Origin of the sequence: Pelagihabitans pacificus (assembly GCF_009371985.2) — a bacterium.
GTDB classification, from domain to species: Bacteria; Bacteroidota; Bacteroidia; order Flavobacteriales; family Flavobacteriaceae; genus Pelagihabitans; species Pelagihabitans pacificus.
Genome location: NZ_VIKU02000001.1, coordinates 901251 through 916333, shown reverse-complemented (window position 1 = coordinate 916333; position 15083 = coordinate 901251). Strand labels below are relative to the sequence as shown.

At 45.2% G+C, this 15083-nt stretch carries 12 protein-coding genes; 4 read left to right on the top strand and 8 right to left on the bottom strand.

Translation table 11 applies throughout. The features are described from left to right. Positions 1-3 precede the first annotated feature (3 nt). From FK220_RS04030 to FK220_RS04000, 7 genes are all read right to left on the bottom strand, one after another. On the bottom strand, positions 4-3321 hold the full coding sequence (locus FK220_RS04030; protein ID WP_152572983.1) for an efflux RND transporter permease subunit: 3318 nt from the start codon (positions 3319-3321) through the stop codon (positions 4-6). Then, on the bottom strand, positions 3318-4451 hold the full coding sequence (locus tag FK220_RS04025) for an efflux RND transporter periplasmic adaptor subunit (RefSeq protein ID WP_152572982.1): 1134 nt from the start codon (positions 4449-4451) through the stop codon (positions 3318-3320). Before FK220_RS04025 ends, FK220_RS04030 begins: the two co-directional genes overlap by 4 nt. A 6-nt stretch (positions 4452-4457) precedes the next feature. After that, positions 4458-4922, bottom strand: coding sequence for a MarR family winged helix-turn-helix transcriptional regulator (locus tag FK220_RS04020; protein ID WP_317168303.1), 465 nt, complete (start codon positions 4920-4922; stop codon positions 4458-4460). Between the two features lie 494 nt (positions 4923-5416). After that, positions 5417-5614, bottom strand: a complete 198-nt coding sequence (locus tag FK220_RS04015) for an ASPIC/UnbV domain-containing protein (RefSeq protein WP_152572981.1) — start codon at positions 5612-5614, stop codon at positions 5417-5419. Continuing rightward, positions 5611-7191, bottom strand: a complete 1581-nt coding sequence (locus tag FK220_RS04010) for an FG-GAP repeat domain-containing protein (protein WP_152572980.1) — start codon at positions 7189-7191, stop codon at positions 5611-5613. Before FK220_RS04010 ends, FK220_RS04015 begins: the two co-directional genes overlap by 4 nt. Before the next feature lie 175 nt (positions 7192-7366). Beyond that, complete coding sequence (locus FK220_RS04005) at positions 7367-8446, bottom strand: phosphotransferase enzyme family protein (protein WP_152572979.1); 1080 nt, start codon at positions 8444-8446, stop codon at positions 7367-7369. Further along, positions 8434-9321, bottom strand: a complete 888-nt coding sequence (locus tag FK220_RS04000; RefSeq protein ID WP_152572978.1) for a nucleotidyltransferase family protein — start codon at positions 9319-9321, stop codon at positions 8434-8436. Before FK220_RS04000 ends, FK220_RS04005 begins: the two co-directional genes overlap by 13 nt. 174 nt (positions 9322-9495) lie before the next feature. Between FK220_RS04000 and FK220_RS03995 the strand changes: the two genes are divergently transcribed. Then, the gene (locus FK220_RS03995; protein WP_152572977.1) at positions 9496-10854 is read left to right on the top strand and encodes a Gfo/Idh/MocA family protein; all 1359 of its coding nucleotides are present in this window, start codon (positions 9496-9498) and stop codon (positions 10852-10854) included. 72 nt (positions 10855-10926) lie between these two features. Here FK220_RS03995 and FK220_RS03990 read toward each other — a convergent pair whose 3' ends face one another. Beyond that, on the bottom strand, positions 10927-11715 hold the full coding sequence (locus FK220_RS03990; protein WP_152572976.1) for a 3-keto-disaccharide hydrolase: 789 nt from the start codon (positions 11713-11715) through the stop codon (positions 10927-10929). 99 nt (positions 11716-11814) lie between these two features. On the opposite strand from FK220_RS03990, the gene FK220_RS03985 reads away from it, so the two are divergent. From FK220_RS03985 to araD, 3 genes are all read left to right on the top strand, one after another. Next, on the top strand, positions 11815-12504 hold the full coding sequence (locus tag FK220_RS03985) for an NUDIX hydrolase (protein WP_152572975.1): 690 nt from the start codon (positions 11815-11817) through the stop codon (positions 12502-12504). A gap of 167 nt (positions 12505-12671) precedes the next feature. Further along, complete coding sequence (locus tag FK220_RS03980; RefSeq protein ID WP_152572974.1) at positions 12672-14369, top strand: ribulokinase; 1698 nt, start codon at positions 12672-12674, stop codon at positions 14367-14369. Beyond that, positions 14356-15063, top strand: a complete 708-nt coding sequence (gene araD, locus FK220_RS03975; RefSeq protein ID WP_152572973.1) for an L-ribulose-5-phosphate 4-epimerase AraD — start codon at positions 14356-14358, stop codon at positions 15061-15063. Before FK220_RS03980 ends, araD begins: the two co-directional genes overlap by 14 nt. Positions 15064-15083 lie beyond the last annotated feature (20 nt).

Genomic DNA, 15083 nt, shown 5'->3' with positions numbered 1-15083 from the left:
TGGTCAGGGGTTCTCTACTGGCGTCTCAGTGGTACTTTCTTTAAATAGTTCGCTGGCTTTGACTAACTCGTGTTCTGGAATATCTTTAGACTCTCCATTAACATGCACATGGTCTAACGCGCCCAAGTGCGCTTCTTCCTTTTGTTCCTTAATGGCCCGCTCTACCTCTTCCTTCGTGATCTCGTTCCCGGTTTTCAACCATTTGGCACTAACTTTTACCCTATTGCTAAACGATAGGAATAAGGGAAGCATCAACAACGTGAGAATGGTGGCAAAACCGATACCATAGGCGATGGAGATGGCCATGGGAATCAAGAATTGCGCCTGCCTACTGGTCTCCAACATCAAAGGGGCCAAACCTGCGATAGTCGTTAAAGAGGTGAGAAAAATAGCCCGAAAACGGGACTTTCCTGCCTCGTATATGGCATCATCGAACGTCATGCCCAGACGAAGGTTGCTATTGAACCTACCTATCAGGACAAGACCATCGTTGACCATGATTCCAATGAGGGCTATGATTCCCAACATCGACAGAATGTTAATGGGGAAATCATGGATCCAATGGCCCCATGCGACACCGGTAAGACTAAACGGAACCAGAAGCAACAGCATCAAGGGTTGGCTAAAACTTCTAAAAGTAAAGGCAATGGTAATATATATCAACGCCAGTACAGAAAGCCCCACGAAATTAAGCGAGTCGAACAACTTGTTACGCTCTCGATTCTGCCCCTCGTAGGATGCGGTTACCGTAGGATATTTTGATTGAATCTCGGGCATGATGACCGTTTTGATTTCATTCATTATATCCACGGGACTGGTCGCTTTAGGGTCTTTGAGATCGGCCGAAATCTGAATTTCCCGTTGCCCCTCCAATCGATTGATGGCGACATCACCCCTTTCGATACTATAGGTGGCGATTTCCTTTAGGGGCACCCTGCTACCACTAGGGGTGACAATACGCATATCGTCAAGATCGGCAATGGAAGAACGGTTCTCCCGGTCATAACGCACCCAAACCCGAATTTCATCCTGACCTCGTTGAAAGCGCTGGGCCTGGGCTCCAAAAAAACCGGCACGTACTTGGTTCATAACGGTTCTCAAATCCAAACCTAGCAGATAGGCGTTTTCCTTGAGCTCCAATCGTATTTCCTTGATTCCCGCGGGATCGTTATCCGCGATGTCCTTTAAGGCGGAATTGTTCAACATGGCATCCTTCAGTTCTTTTTTGGCCGCCTTTAATTCCTGGATATTGTTTCCAAGGAGCGATACGGAAACCGGACTTCCCCCAAAGTTGCCTCCAGAACCGTAGATAAGACTTTCCACGCCGACGACGGGACCAACCAATTCTTCGAGCCTGGTCGTAATGAGGTCTGCCCGAATCGCATCGGGGCGCTCTTCCCCTGGTAGTAAGTTAATCGTTAAAGTGGCCGCTGACGATCCCGGGCCAATTCTTTTAATCACATTTTCAAAAAGTACCTTATCGGTTCCCTTCAAATATTGTTCGGTAAGTTCTTCGTTGACAATTTCGGACTTTTCCTCGATCAAACTAATGATCGAATCGGTCACCTTTTCATTCGTGCCATTGGGCATCAACAATTCTACCTGTACCCTGTCGCTCGCAATCCGCGGGAAGAAGGCAGTACGGATGATACCTCCGCCTATTGAACCCAAGGTAAGAATCAAGGCTGCTGCAAATATTGCAAAGGTCAACAGCTTGTTCTGTAGCGTAAACTTTAGAACAGGGGCATAGGTTTTGTCCCGCATATAGGACATAAAGCGATCTCCCGACTTATTGATGATTCGCAACTTGGCAAATGCCTTGGCAACGCCTGTTTTGGGTTTCTTATCTACAGGCTGAAGGGCCTTGGAGTGCGCCAAGTGGGCGGGTAAGATGATCAGTGCCTCCACCAAGGAAACGACCAAGGTCAAAATTACGATGACCGATACCTCCCCGAAAAAATCGCCGATCCGGCCATCTAGAAACAGGAATATCGAGAAGGCCAATATGGTGGTGATGATCGCCGATACGATTGGTGGTATTACCTCCATCGTGCCATCGATGGCAGCCTGAATCGGTGATTTCCCTTTTTCATAATGCTGATAAATATTTTCCGCGATGACGATACCGTCATCCACTAAAATACCGATGACGATGATCATCCCGAACAGCGAAAGCACGTTGATGGTCACGTTAAAGAAACCAGCGAAAACGAACATTCCTAAAAAGGCGATGGGCAGACCGAAGGCAACCCAAAAAGCCAATCGGGTATTCAGGAAAAGCGAAAGAAATATCAATACCAATGCCATACCCATAATGGCGTTCTCCGTAAGCAATTTGGTACGCTGGGTGAGCGTAGTGGAAAGGTCCCTGACCACATCGAGTTGTACATTATCGTACTTCTCGTTGAACGCCGTAATGTACTCCTTCACCTTTTCCGCGGAACCGATCAAATCTTCGGTATTTGTACTGGTAATCGTGGCATCAACCGACAGGTTACCATTAAAATACGTGGCATTCGGATTCTCGGAAAAGCGATCTCTAATAACGGCAACATCACTTAACCGTACGGACCGGCCCGAAGGGTCGGCCTTGATAATAATGTTGGAAAGCTCATCGCCGTAATACGAACGGTTGTTCGCCCGAATCAGATATTCCTCGGCATCGGTCTTTATATTTCCACCAGTTACCAAAATATTGGCGTTTCCGACCGCTTGTGCCACCTCGGTGAAGGAAATATTATAGGCCAACAAACTATTTTCGTTCACGGCTATCTCGATTTCCTCTTGCGGATACCCGCTAATTTCTATTTGGGAAATACCATCGATGGCACGAATATCGTTTTCGATCTGTCGTGCGATCTGTTTGAGTGTTGCCAGGGGAATGTTTTCGCCGCTCACGGCAAAACTGATGGTCGGTCGTACCGCTTCAAGCTTGGAAACGATCAAAGGCTCCATCCCACCTGGGAAGGTAGGTACGCGATCAACGGCGTTTTTGACTTCGAGCAGCATAAAATCAATGTCCCGCCCTTTTTCGATTTCCACATTGATGCTACCGCTGTTTTCCCTTGAGGTCGAAGTAACGCGGTCCACTCCTTCCAATCCCTTTAGGTTGTCCTCTATTTTAAGTACGATTCCTTCCTCGACTTCTTGGGGAGACGCTCCCGGATACGTGACGGTGATAAAGACATTCTTGGATTCGGTCAATGGAAAAAAGGAGGATTTCAACGAGAGGGCCCCTACGACTCCAAAGATTAGAAATGCAATCACGATAACATCGACGGCTACGTGGTATTTGATAAAATAGGAGATTAACTTTCTCATGATCCCTGGGTATCGGTGGTTTTTTCTTCGTAAATCTTGACCGCCATTCCGGTATAGGCCCCTATCAAGGGTTTGGCCATAATCGTAGTGCCATCCGGAACTTCCTTGATGACTACTTTCTTATCACTGAAGTACACGGGTCTTACGTCGATCAGGTCTAAAATGGAATCGCGAACCACGAATATCTGATTACTTTCCAATAAAAGATTTCGATCTATTTCAATGGCATTGGGCTCTTCCTTGGCATCTAAATTCGCCTCTAGATACATCCCTTCTTTTAAGGAATTGTCTTTCACCTCGATAAAGGCCTGTATGGTTTGGGTGGCTTGGTCGATATTGGCATTGATCCGTACCACTTTGCCCGTATAGGTTTTTTCACTGTCTAAACTAGTGAGCTCCACGGCCTCCCCGACCTTTAACATGTCGCTGTAGGTTTTGCTAACAGCTACTTCCAACTCGTAGACATCGGTGTTGATGAACTCCCCCAACTTTTGACCGGCACGAACCAAAGTGCCCTCTGTGACCAAAGCTTCGGTGAGTACACCGTTAAAGGGTGCGGCAATCCGGTATTTGGAGAGTCGTTGCTCCAAGTTTTTAACGTTGTAATAGCTTGTGAGTATTCCTCGACCCGAGATAAAGAATTTTTCTTTTTCGGATACCATTTCCGGAAGTTCGGGAGTGCTTTCGGCCAGATCGAATCCGTTGAGATAGGCCTCCCATTTAGGGAAGATATCGGGATAGTCTAATCTGAGGTCTGGCATTATGGAGGTGAGCTGATTGTAAAGATTGCTTTTTGCCGATTGTACACTGGCCGCATATTCCGCAGCGTCGATTCGGATGATGGTTTCCCCTTTCCTAAAAGCCGTACCCGTCTTAAACAGTTTGCTTCCTCCTTTAAAAACGCCTTGTACCTCCGAATACAATTCAACGCGTCTTTTGGCACGGAGATTTCCGTTGGCGGGAACGACAATGGGAACTGTACCATTTTTCACAACCTCCGTAAAAACGGTTTTTACGACCTTTTCCGCTTTTGGGCGAAAGTTCTTTTTGCTCGCGATGATCGCTTTTGCACCGAAAAAGGCCCCTACGATTAATAAGAGACCTAAAACAGATAAAATTATTTTTCTCATGTTTTGTTATAAGTTTGCGGTTTTCCCTGTAAAGTTGAATTGTACTTTTTTAAGTATTTGGATAATATGATGTTTTTCCTCTTCGGTGAGGTCCTGTTCCATGGTTTCCAGGTGCTCCTTGATGGCAGGACGCGTACGATGAAAAATTCGGCGGCCTTCGTCGGTCAAAAAAACTTCGTTACTTCGCTTGTCTTCCTCACTTTGCTTTCTAACAATGAAGTTTTTGGCCTCCATCTTTGAAAGTAAACGTGCCAACGACGATTTGTCCCGATACGTAAGCGATGCCAATTCGTTCTGCTTAAGACCGTCTTGGTCATGCAATTTTTTTAAAACAATCATCTGTTCCTTGCTCAAGTCGAGTCCGTGCCGCGACATCACCTCCTGCATGTAATAATCCATAATCTTGGTGGTCTTCCCAATCCAAGGACCAATGGAGTTTTCAAAATCGATTTTGGGTTCCGCTACTTTCACGGGGCTAAGCTAGCTAAAAAACAAAAGGTTGCACATGCAACCATAGTTAAATGTTTATTAATTTTTTAATTACGTTAAACAGTGTGTTTTTCACTTAGTCCTATCACCTCGATTCTTTTGATTTCCTGTACCTAAAAGCATAGAACCGTAGTATCACCAATCAGACCACTGAAAAAGAATACAAATGAGAAACACCGACGGGTGTTGCTATTTTTTTAGGTGGTATAAAAGTGGATGTATTTTGGATAACTCTTAAACTATAATTTAAAAGAGGATAGCCCTGCTTTGTGTTTATCTTTCAGGGGAGCTGTAAGAAAAATCGAATAAGGGATCGCTTCATGCCCAACGAAAAAATTGAAACCAGAAAAGAACGATAACAAAGTCGATGAGCCCTTTCTTTTGCTTCAATAAAGAGGGCGTCGACGGATCAAAAGATTGAATTTCCTTTCCGGTTTGAATTTCAATAGTCCACACTAGACTTGCCCGTACCTGTTTTAAGACAGTTTTTTTCCATTGGGCCAAGTAACGCTCAGGGAATCGACCAAGCTGTCGGGAACCCCAAAATGGATCAAGGGTTCCATTGACGAAAGATACCCTCGTATTATGGATTGAAAATGATGCTGTACTTTTCCTTGGTTCCAAAGCGTAATTTTGGCTCCGACGCTATGAGGATTCTTTTTAGTCCCGTTCATTGTATTCTTAAATAGTCGGTTTCTTCGTTGTTGTTGGAGGTATTTTCCAACAAATAAGCTGGCTCATTGATATTGTTGACGACTAAATCCAAATCACCGTCCCGGTCCAAATCGGCATAGGCTACCCCATTGGAATACGAGGGTTTGCCTACGACCCAGTTATCCGAGACATCCGTAAAATGTAAAGCCCCGTCATTTTCATAGATAAAGTTGGGAAGATATATGCTGTCCAGTTTCTTGGTAAATTCAATTTGTTTTGCAATCCGTTGTTCCCTCGTGCCGAACATATTGTTTTGGCCCGAATAGTTGATATAGTCCAAATCGGCCACATCTTTTACGTACCCGTTGGAGATGTAAATATCCTTATCGGCATCGTTGTCCAGATCCACCATCAGGGGTGCCCAGCTCCAATCGGTGCTGGCGAGGCCCTTCAGAAAGCCTATTTCACTTGCCTTTATAGGTTTTTCATGTAGCTGCCCATTGTTGATTTGAAGGGTATTGTGTACGTATTGTAAACTGTAGCCGTTACGCAGGGAGAGCAAGTACTTGTCATAGTTCATCATACCCAGCATCTTTTTATGGCGCCCATAATCCTGGGGTAACATGTCTAACACCAAAATATCGGGTCGCGTATCATTGTTGATATCTTGAAAATCGATTCCCATGGCATTATAGGTCTCATGACCCAATAGCTGCTTGCTTTTCTCCTCAAACCAGGGCTGTAGACTATCCCCGTGTCTTTTTTGGATGTACAACAGATCTTCGGTGATGAAATCGTTCGCCACATAAATATCGATAAGTCCGTCACCGTTAAAATCATTGATACCCACACCCAGTCCAAATCCACCATGAACGATTCCAACGCTTTCAGACACATTGGTAAATACGGGATGTTCGATGCCTTCCTTCGTATCGTTTCGTAGTAAAAAATCCTTTAGGTGGGGTGGCATATACTGTTTCGGAACGGGATTGTTCTTGTCGATGCCGGAGTTGCCATTATGAAGAATATATACATCCAGATCCCCATCCCCATCATAGTCGAAAAAGACCGACTGTTGGGCATAATTTCCGTCATCAAGGCCGTAGGCGGTTGCTTCTTCGGCGAACCGAGGAACGCCATTCTCATCAAGGCCTTGGTTAACGAACAATAGGTTGTTACAATCTCCTTTACAATCGGAACCACCGACATTTAGGTAAATATCCTCGAGACCATCCGAATTGATATCTACGATCGATACCCCGGTTGTCCAGCTACTGGTCTTGAAATTCGCTTTTTCCGAGACACCCTCAAAGGATAGCTCCCCTTGGTTGAGGTACAGCTTTGAGGATACTTGATTTCCGGTAAAAACGATGTCGGTGAGTCCGTCATTGTTGAAATCGCCCATCCTGACTCCGCCCCCGTTATAGCAGTACTGAAAATTGACTGCGTTGATACTGTCGTTTTCGGTTATCCGGTTGACGAAGTCGATACCTGTTTTCGAGGAAGCCAGATGAACAAATCGATGGTCTTTTTGTTCTTTTTTACAACCGAAAACGGTTAAGAGTAGTAGAAAGAATCCGATAAGATGTTTAGACATCCGCAAGCAGTATTAATAGTAATACCAAGGTACTAAAATTGATGTTGAACGGCTTGTCGGTATTCCTTGTTTTCCTTGGAATTTTGAATTTGAGAGTAAAAATAGGAAGCTGCTTGGGAACGTTTTTTTGGCGGTCACAGTCGACCTGCCAGCATTCCTCGAGAAAGTTGATTTACTAGCTTTTTGGAGATAATTTTTTGAGGGCTATTTGGGCCATATAGTCCATTTCCCGTAGTGCCTTTGCTGTAAAATCGAACAAGCTCAGGCATCTATCCAGATTTTGATTTTCATACGCTACTTTGTAGTAGGTGTCGTTGTTCAGATAGTCGGTCAAGGCTCGAAGCCCATGTAGGAAAGGCATCAATACTACCCCATAAGGCAAGGCTTTGATTTCCCCTTTGGTGAGAAAGGGCGCATTGGAGGCCAGACCATCGACAAAGGCCTCGAACAACCTGTTTTCAAAAGCAATTTTGCGATGATCTTTTTCATCTTCGGCGGCGGTATTGACAATCGTGCGTACCGCATCACCGAAATCGTAATGGAAATACCCCTTCATCAAAGTATCGAGATCGATGAGGCAAAGTGCCTCACCGGTTTGTTTTGAAAAAAGAATGTTATTGAGCTTCGTATCATTATGGCAAACCCTAGGGGGTAAGGGGGTTCTGTCAAAACCGAGAAGCTCTTTGATCGTATCTTTGGCAAAGGCGATGGCGTTCTTTGCTTCGTTTAGCCTTGCAGTCCTTGCCCTTCCAAGGGAAGTTTCGAACTGTTGGTTTCGAAGGTGTAAATCATGAAAACGGGGGACGGTATCGAAAAAGTCATCGGGGTCTACGTCTTGTAGCAACAGATGAAACGTCCCTATTAGACGTCCTGCTTCCCGAGCTATTTTCGAATCTTGGGTGGTGTCGTACGCGATAGTACCGGAAATATAGGTCATCAAACGCCAATATCCGTACACTTCATGCTCGAAATAGGTACTCCCGCTGCCAGTACGTACCAATGCTATTGTACGATAGGAGTCGTGCTTGAGATGTTCAAAGGCTTTTTGTATGTTGCCCATCAACTCCTTCACATTAGGAAATACCTCATGGTTGATTCGCTGCAAAATATAAAGGGGCTGCGTATCGGAAAGTACTAAAAAAGTATCGTTGATAAAGCCCTGTGTCAGCGGCTGAAATCGGTAGTCCGTCCGCGGGGTCTGAAATTCCTTAAGCAGGATATTTAGGGTCTTATCACTATACGTTACATTGACCATAAGGGGGTAATGTACTGTCCTTCGGCGGTCTTTTGTTTCAGACTGGCCACCGCTGTTTCCCGGTCACTGGCATAGGTTACCCCAAACCACTGATCTTGGGCAGGGACTACCTTGACCTTCGCAAGTCCATCCTTCAACATTTTTTGAACGGTCTTGGGAATGTAGAGTTCACCGGTTTTAACTAGTTGGTCGTCTTGTAGAAACTCTCGAAATTCTGTTTCTATGACCCCAAAAATAGAGGGCCTACATATCCAGAAATTCATACTGGCCAATTCATTTCCGGTATATTCCAATCCCGAATCGGCATCGACCACTTTGTCGCCCTTTTGTTCCAACTTTAATCGTTCATCAACCGAAACAAGGTCATCCCCACTGGTCATACAGACCCCACGGGACACCGAACCATGTTCGGATAGGGTGTCTTTTAAGATATAACCTACTAGGGCGTAATGGTCTTCTTGAGGGTGTTCCCTGATAAACTTCGCTGCGTTTTCATAGGCCGATTGGCCGTAGAAATCATCGGCATTGATAACACAAAAAGGATCCTTGATTACATCTCTGGCTGTCCATACGGCATGGGCGGTTCCCCATGGTTTTAGACGTTCCCCGGAAAATTCCATTCCGTCCGGTAGGTCGCTGATTTCTTGGGAGAGCACATCCAATTTTACGGTCTTGGGAAGTCTTGCTTCCAGGTGTTCCCTTAAAAAATCGACATTCTCTTTTTTAGTGATGACCACGATGTGCCCGAAGCCATTCTTTATAGCGTCGTACATCGCAAATTCCATCAGAAATTCACCTTTGGGGCCCAAGTCATCGAATTGTTTTAGTTTTCCGTAGCGGCTTCCACTCCCGGCGGCCATTAATAATAAGGTCATGTGTTTTCTGTTTTTACCTTGCAAAAGTAAGTTTTTGAATCAAAAGAAGCATCGAAGATGCGGTCATTTCCAATAAAAATGGCTGTCTGAAACGATGCAAGCAAAAATTTTTATAATTTGATCGAATGGTTGATAGGTAGCCAAAAAAAATCTCAAACAAAAATAAAGGACAAAATGGGCTCTAGAAGAAATTTTATACAGAAATCCGCAATGATAGGAACCGGACTAGCGCTAGCACCTGGCTTTGGCTACGGGATGTTGCCTGCCGATCAGAATGAAAAATTGAACGTGGGTTTGATCGGTGCCGGACTGCGAGGTACCAACCATTTGCAAAACCTTTTGTCGAGGAAAGATGTAAACGTCACCGCTGTCTGCGATATTGACCCGACTAGGATTACAATCGCCAAAGATCTTATTTCCAAAGCCGGGGGCAAGGTGCCAAAGACTTTTGGAAGCAATGACTACGACTATCGCAATTTACTTGATTTGAAGGAAGTAGATGCGGTCATCATCGCTACACCTTGGCTATGGCATACACGAATGACCGTCGATGCGATGAAGGCTGGGAAATATGCAGGGGTCGAGGTTTCTGCATCGAATACCTTGGAAGAGTGTTGGGATTTGGTGAACACCCATGAAGCTACTGGCACCCACATGATGATTCTGGAGAACGTGAATTATCGAAGAGACATCATGGCCGTGTTGAATATGGTCAAGCAAAATATATTCGGAGAGTTAGTGCACTTTAGGTGTGGCTATCAGCACGATTTGAGGGAAGTAAAATTCAACGATGGCAAACAGCCTTACGGTGGTGGGGTAGAGTTTGGGGAAAAAGCTATTTCAGAGGCCAGGTGGCGTACTGAACATTCGGTAAAGCGCAATGCGGATGTCTATCCGACCCACGGATTGGGACCTATCGCCGTGATGGCCGACATAAACAGGGGGAATCGTCTGGTTTCGATGACTTCCCATGCGTCGAAAGCGATAGGATTACATAATTACATTGTGAAAATCGGCGGAGAAGATCATCCAAATGCCAAGGTAAAGTTTAAGCAGGGCGATGTGATTACTTCTACCTTGGAAACCGCCAATGGAGAAACCATCATTATCACACACGATTGTAATCTGCCACGACCTTATTCCCTAGGGTTTCGTGTGCAGGGTGCAAACGGACTCTGGGAAAACGATGGTGATCGTATCTATATTGAAGGAAAGTCGAAACCGCACAAATGGGATCCGGACAAAGAATGGTTGTCCCAATACGACCATCCATTATGGAAAAAGTTTGGTGAATACGCCCTGGACGCCGGACATGGCGGAATGGATTTTTTCGTCATTAATTCGTTCGTGGAGTCTGCCAAGGCGAACGTTGCCCCACCTATGGATGCCTATGACGCCGCAGCATGGAGTGCCGTGACCCCTTTGTCGGAGGCCTCTATAGAAAACAATGGCGCCCCTCAAGATTTTCCTGATTTTACCCGTGGTCTTTGGATAAAAAGAAAACCCTACCAGTGGATCAAGGATGCCTATTAAGGTCCTTTTTGGTAAACCAAAACGTTTTCTAAGAGTCTCTTACCGCGATGTATTGATTCCAGTGGGCGCCCGTCACAGTTTTTGGAGTTCGATGTTGCGGTAAAAAAGTTCCGCACCTTCCGCTTGGATCATGATTTTACCCTCTGTTAGGGGCTCCCAGGCGGTATCGGTTTTCGACCAATAACGCATATCCAGGGCTTCGTTTACTACTTTTCCGTTTACTAGAAAAACGGCGTTGTTCTCCTTGACATGAATTTCAATGGTATTCCATCCCGGAACCTCCCAACAATAACTTCGATGAAAGCGTTGAAAGGTTTGTAGGGTGTCTCCCCTCGTTGTCAAAGTACCTTTGGGGTCATAATTGCGTACCACATCCTGAATTGTTGAACTGACCTTGGAGCCAATGGCCCATACATCTCCCGTATCGCCTTCTTGGATCTGACATTCTATCCCATAAGGCCAAATCATTTCCTTACCGTGCATGTGAAAAATGATTCCGGCATCACGAACGGCCCCATGTCGTGGTCGAAACTTTTTTTCGCCCCATTTGTATTCCATCCGCAATTTGTAGTTGTCATAGGTTTCTTCCGTAACGAGTCCGGCGAAAGTCTGTAGCGAGTGCGGTTCTTGTCCGGGATAAACATGTATCGCATCCTCTTTTACCGCAAAAATTTCATCCACCGTTCCGGTGAACGAACTGTCTTTGACTACCATGTACCAACCGTCAAGATTGGTTCCATTAAAAAGGGGCTCCCATTTGGGGTCTTGTAAATCGGTTACCCAGCCCTTTTTTGCCGAAGGGTTGTTTAGAAAGGGGACAGCTACGAACAAAAAAAGCAGACAAACCGGCAAAATCTTCATTGGAAAAGGATGAATTTAGTTTTAAATGTATTAAAAATAAGTGTATATAATACACCTAATATTTATTTTATATATTTGAAAGACTTCGCTACGTAAAAAATGACGAGACACCTCAATCGAACTTATACGGAAATACAACAGATCACCTTGGCGGTAGACTGTATTATTTTTGGATTTAATAACAAAAAACTGGAAGTGCTGTTAATCCATAGAGGGTTTGAACCCGAAAAAGACCGATGGTCATTAATGGGCGGATTTGTAGGCAACGAAGAAGATTTGGACAAGGCTGCGTATCGAGTGCTAAAGGAGCTATCTGGCTTGGAGGATCTTTATATGGAACAGGTGCGGACGTTCGGAAAATCGGACCGTGATCCGTATGAAAGAGTTGTATCAACTACGTATAGTGCTTTGATACTAAAGGAAAACTATGATGCTGGGCTTGTAGAAAAATACCGGGCTCGGTGGTTCCCCGTCGATGCCTTGCCCAATTTAATTTTCGACCATGAAGAAATGATCGCTTCCGCCTTAAGAAGGTTACGGCGCCGAGTAAGGACCGCACCCGTCGGGTTTAATCTTTTACCCAAAAAGTTTACCCTTCCCCAATTACAGCGTCTGTACGAGGTAGTCTTGAACGAAGAAATTGACAAACGGAACTTCAGAAAAAAAATCATGATGATGGATTTTTTGATAAAGCTGGACGAGAAGGACAAATCCGAGTCTAAAAAGGGCGCTTTTTTATACCAATTTAATAGAGTGAAGTATGAACATGCCAAAAGCTTTAGTCTATGATAGCCGTTGCAACAAAGACACCAAAGCCTTTTTTGAGAACAAAGATTAGGGGAGTTTGCTGGGGGACTTGTTTAAGACCTGATGCCATATACTGGTCCCTTTCAACTTTTGAAGTTGGTCAGCCCATTAAAATTACCCGTTAAGAGAACCGTGATATAACTGGAACCATGGCCCAATTAAAATACACCATAGGTATCGATTTTGGTACTGATTCGGTACGCTCGCTTCTGGTCAATACCAGTACGGGGGAAGAACTCGCTTCAGCGGTACATGTTTATACACGTTGGCAAAAGGGACACTATTGTGACCCCTCCACGAATCAGTTTCGACAGCATCCCTTCGATTATATTGAGGGAATAGAGAACACCGTCAAAGCGATTACCGATAAGGTCGGGGAATCCGTTGTGGAAAACGTTGTTGGCATAGGGGTCGATACCACCGGATCTACTCCAGTAGCTGTCGATAAATCAGGTACTCCTTTAGCCTTGCTCGACAAATTTACAGATAATCCTAATGCCATGTTTGTGCTTTGGAAAGATCATACCGCGATTCTTGAAGCGGAGGAGATTAATACACTTTGTTCCCAATGGCCCATCAATTATTCGAAGTATGAAGGAGGTGTCTACTCGTCGGAATGGTTCTGGTCTAAAATTCTACATATATCAAGGCAAGATGCCGGAGTATATGAAGCCGCGTACTCATGGGTAGAACACTGCGATTGGATTCCCTTTTTGTTAACTGAAGGGTCCGATGTTTCCCAAATAAAGAGAAGTCGCTGTGCTGCCGGACACAAGGCACTTTGGCATGAATCTTTTGGAGGACTACCTTCGAACGACTTCTTGACCACTTTGGACCCGTTGTTGAACGGACTTCGAGACCGTCTGTATACCCGCACGTACACTGCCGATGTTCCGGTAGGAACACTATCATGGGAATGGTCACAACGGTTGGGATTGCCAGATTCGGTAGTCGTTTCCGTAGGCGCCTTTGATGCCCACATGGGTGCCGTAGGGGCGAAAATGGAACCCTATTTTCTTACTAAAATCATGGGTACTTCTACCTGCGATATTTTGGTGGCCCCGGGGGTGGGGAATGAAAGACTCGTAAAGGGTATCTGCGGACAGGTAGATGGCTCTGTCGTACCAGGTATGTCAGGGCTCGAAGCGGGTCAATCGGACTTTGGAGACATCTACGCTTGGTTCGAACGGGTACTTTCTTGGCCATTGGGTGAAATTCTGGAAACTTCTGATCTGATAGATCAGGCCACGAAACAAAAACTAATCGAGAAAATGAGTTCGGAATTGATTCCTAAATTGAGTGAAGCGGCCTCCACAGAACCTATCGGTTCTGCTGGGGAGCTGGCTTTGGATTGGATGAACGGAAGACGATCACCCGATGCCAACCAGTTCTTAAAAGGTGCTATAGTCGGTATCAACCTAGGAAGTACGGCCCCCAAAATCTTCAGGGCCTTGGCAGAAGCCACTTGTTTTGGAGCCAGGAAAATAGTGGAACGCTTTATCGAAGAACAGGTTCCGATCAATGGAGTAATTGCCTTGGGTGGCGTGGCAAAAAAATCGCCTTTTATCATGCAAATGATGGCCGATGTACTTAATATGCCGATAAAAGTAGTAGCTTCGGAACAAGCCTGTGCCTTGGGAGCTGCTATTTTCGGTGCCGTAGCGGCAGGAGTCTTTGATGATGTGACTACCGCTATGCAAAAAATGGGGAGTGCGTTCGAGCGAGCCTATTTACCAATACCCGACCATGTGGTGCAGTATAGTCAAGTGTATGCAAGGTATGATACTCTCGGCAAGATCATGGAGCAGCACATTATGAACGAAAAAAAGAGATATGGGCAATTATAAAACATTGAAAGAAGAGGTATATGAGGCCAATATGCAATTGCCCCGATTGGGTCTAGTGCTATACAGTTTCGGCAATGCCAGCGCGGTCGATAGAAATAAGGGAGTTTTTGGCATCAAGCCCAGTGGGGTTCCCTATGCCGAGCTGCGTCCAGAGGATGTGGTCATTTGTGATTTTAATGGCAAACCTATCGATGGAAACCGAAGGCCCTCTTCCGATACCAAGACCCATGCAGTCTTGTACAAGGAATATGATGCTATCGGTGGGGTAGTGCATACCCATTCCACATACGCTACCGCCTGGGCACAGGCCTTGAAGGATATTCCTGTTTTTGGTACTACCCATGCGGATTATTTGATAACGGATATTCCCTGTGCCCTGCCTATGAAAGATGATTATATACAGGGAGATTATGAACACATGACGGGATATCAGATTTTCGACTGTCTCAAGGAAAGAAAGTTAGACTATAAGGAAGTACAAATGATACTGGTGGGCAGTCACGGCCCGTTTACATGGGGCACTACGGTTGGCAAAGCGGTATACCACAGCGCGGTCTGCGAAGAAGTAGCCAAGATGGCCTACCTTACCTTGCAAATTAATCCGGATGCCCTACCTTTAAAAGATACTTTAAAAAGAAAGCACTTTGACCGAAAACACGGTAAAGATGCCTATTATGGTCAGGGGTGCCGGTAAATATAGCAACCAACTAAATT

Bases quoted from the DNA above. Each gene is read 5' to 3' on its own strand.
- FK220_RS04030 (WP_152572983.1), bottom strand. From the start codon at position 3,321: ATGAGAAAGTTAATCTCCTATTTTATCAAATACCACGTAGCCGTCGAT.
- FK220_RS04025 (WP_152572982.1), bottom strand. From the start codon at position 4,451: ATGAGAAAAATAATTTTATCTGTTTTAGGTCTCTTATTAATCGTAGGG.
- FK220_RS04015 (WP_152572981.1), bottom strand. From the start codon at position 5,614: ATGAACGGGACTAAAAAGAATCCTCATAGCGTCGGAGCCAAAATTACG.
- FK220_RS04010 (WP_152572980.1), bottom strand. From the start codon at position 7,191: ATGTCTAAACATCTTATCGGATTCTTTCTACTACTCTTAACCGTTTTC.
- FK220_RS04005 (WP_152572979.1), bottom strand. From the start codon at position 8,446: ATGGTCAATGTAACGTATAGTGATAAGACCCTAAATATCCTGCTTAAG.
- FK220_RS04000 (WP_152572978.1), bottom strand. From the start codon at position 9,321: ATGACCTTATTATTAATGGCCGCCGGGAGTGGAAGCCGCTACGGAAAA.
- FK220_RS03995 (WP_152572977.1), top strand. From the start codon at position 9,496: ATGGGCTCTAGAAGAAATTTTATACAGAAATCCGCAATGATAGGAACC.
- FK220_RS03990 (WP_152572976.1), bottom strand. From the start codon at position 11,715: ATGAAGATTTTGCCGGTTTGTCTGCTTTTTTTGTTCGTAGCTGTCCCC.
- FK220_RS03985 (WP_152572975.1), top strand. From the start codon at position 11,815: ATGACGAGACACCTCAATCGAACTTATACGGAAATACAACAGATCACC.
- FK220_RS03980 (WP_152572974.1), top strand. From the start codon at position 12,672: ATGGCCCAATTAAAATACACCATAGGTATCGATTTTGGTACTGATTCG.
- araD (WP_152572973.1), top strand. From the start codon at position 14,356: ATGGGCAATTATAAAACATTGAAAGAAGAGGTATATGAGGCCAATATG.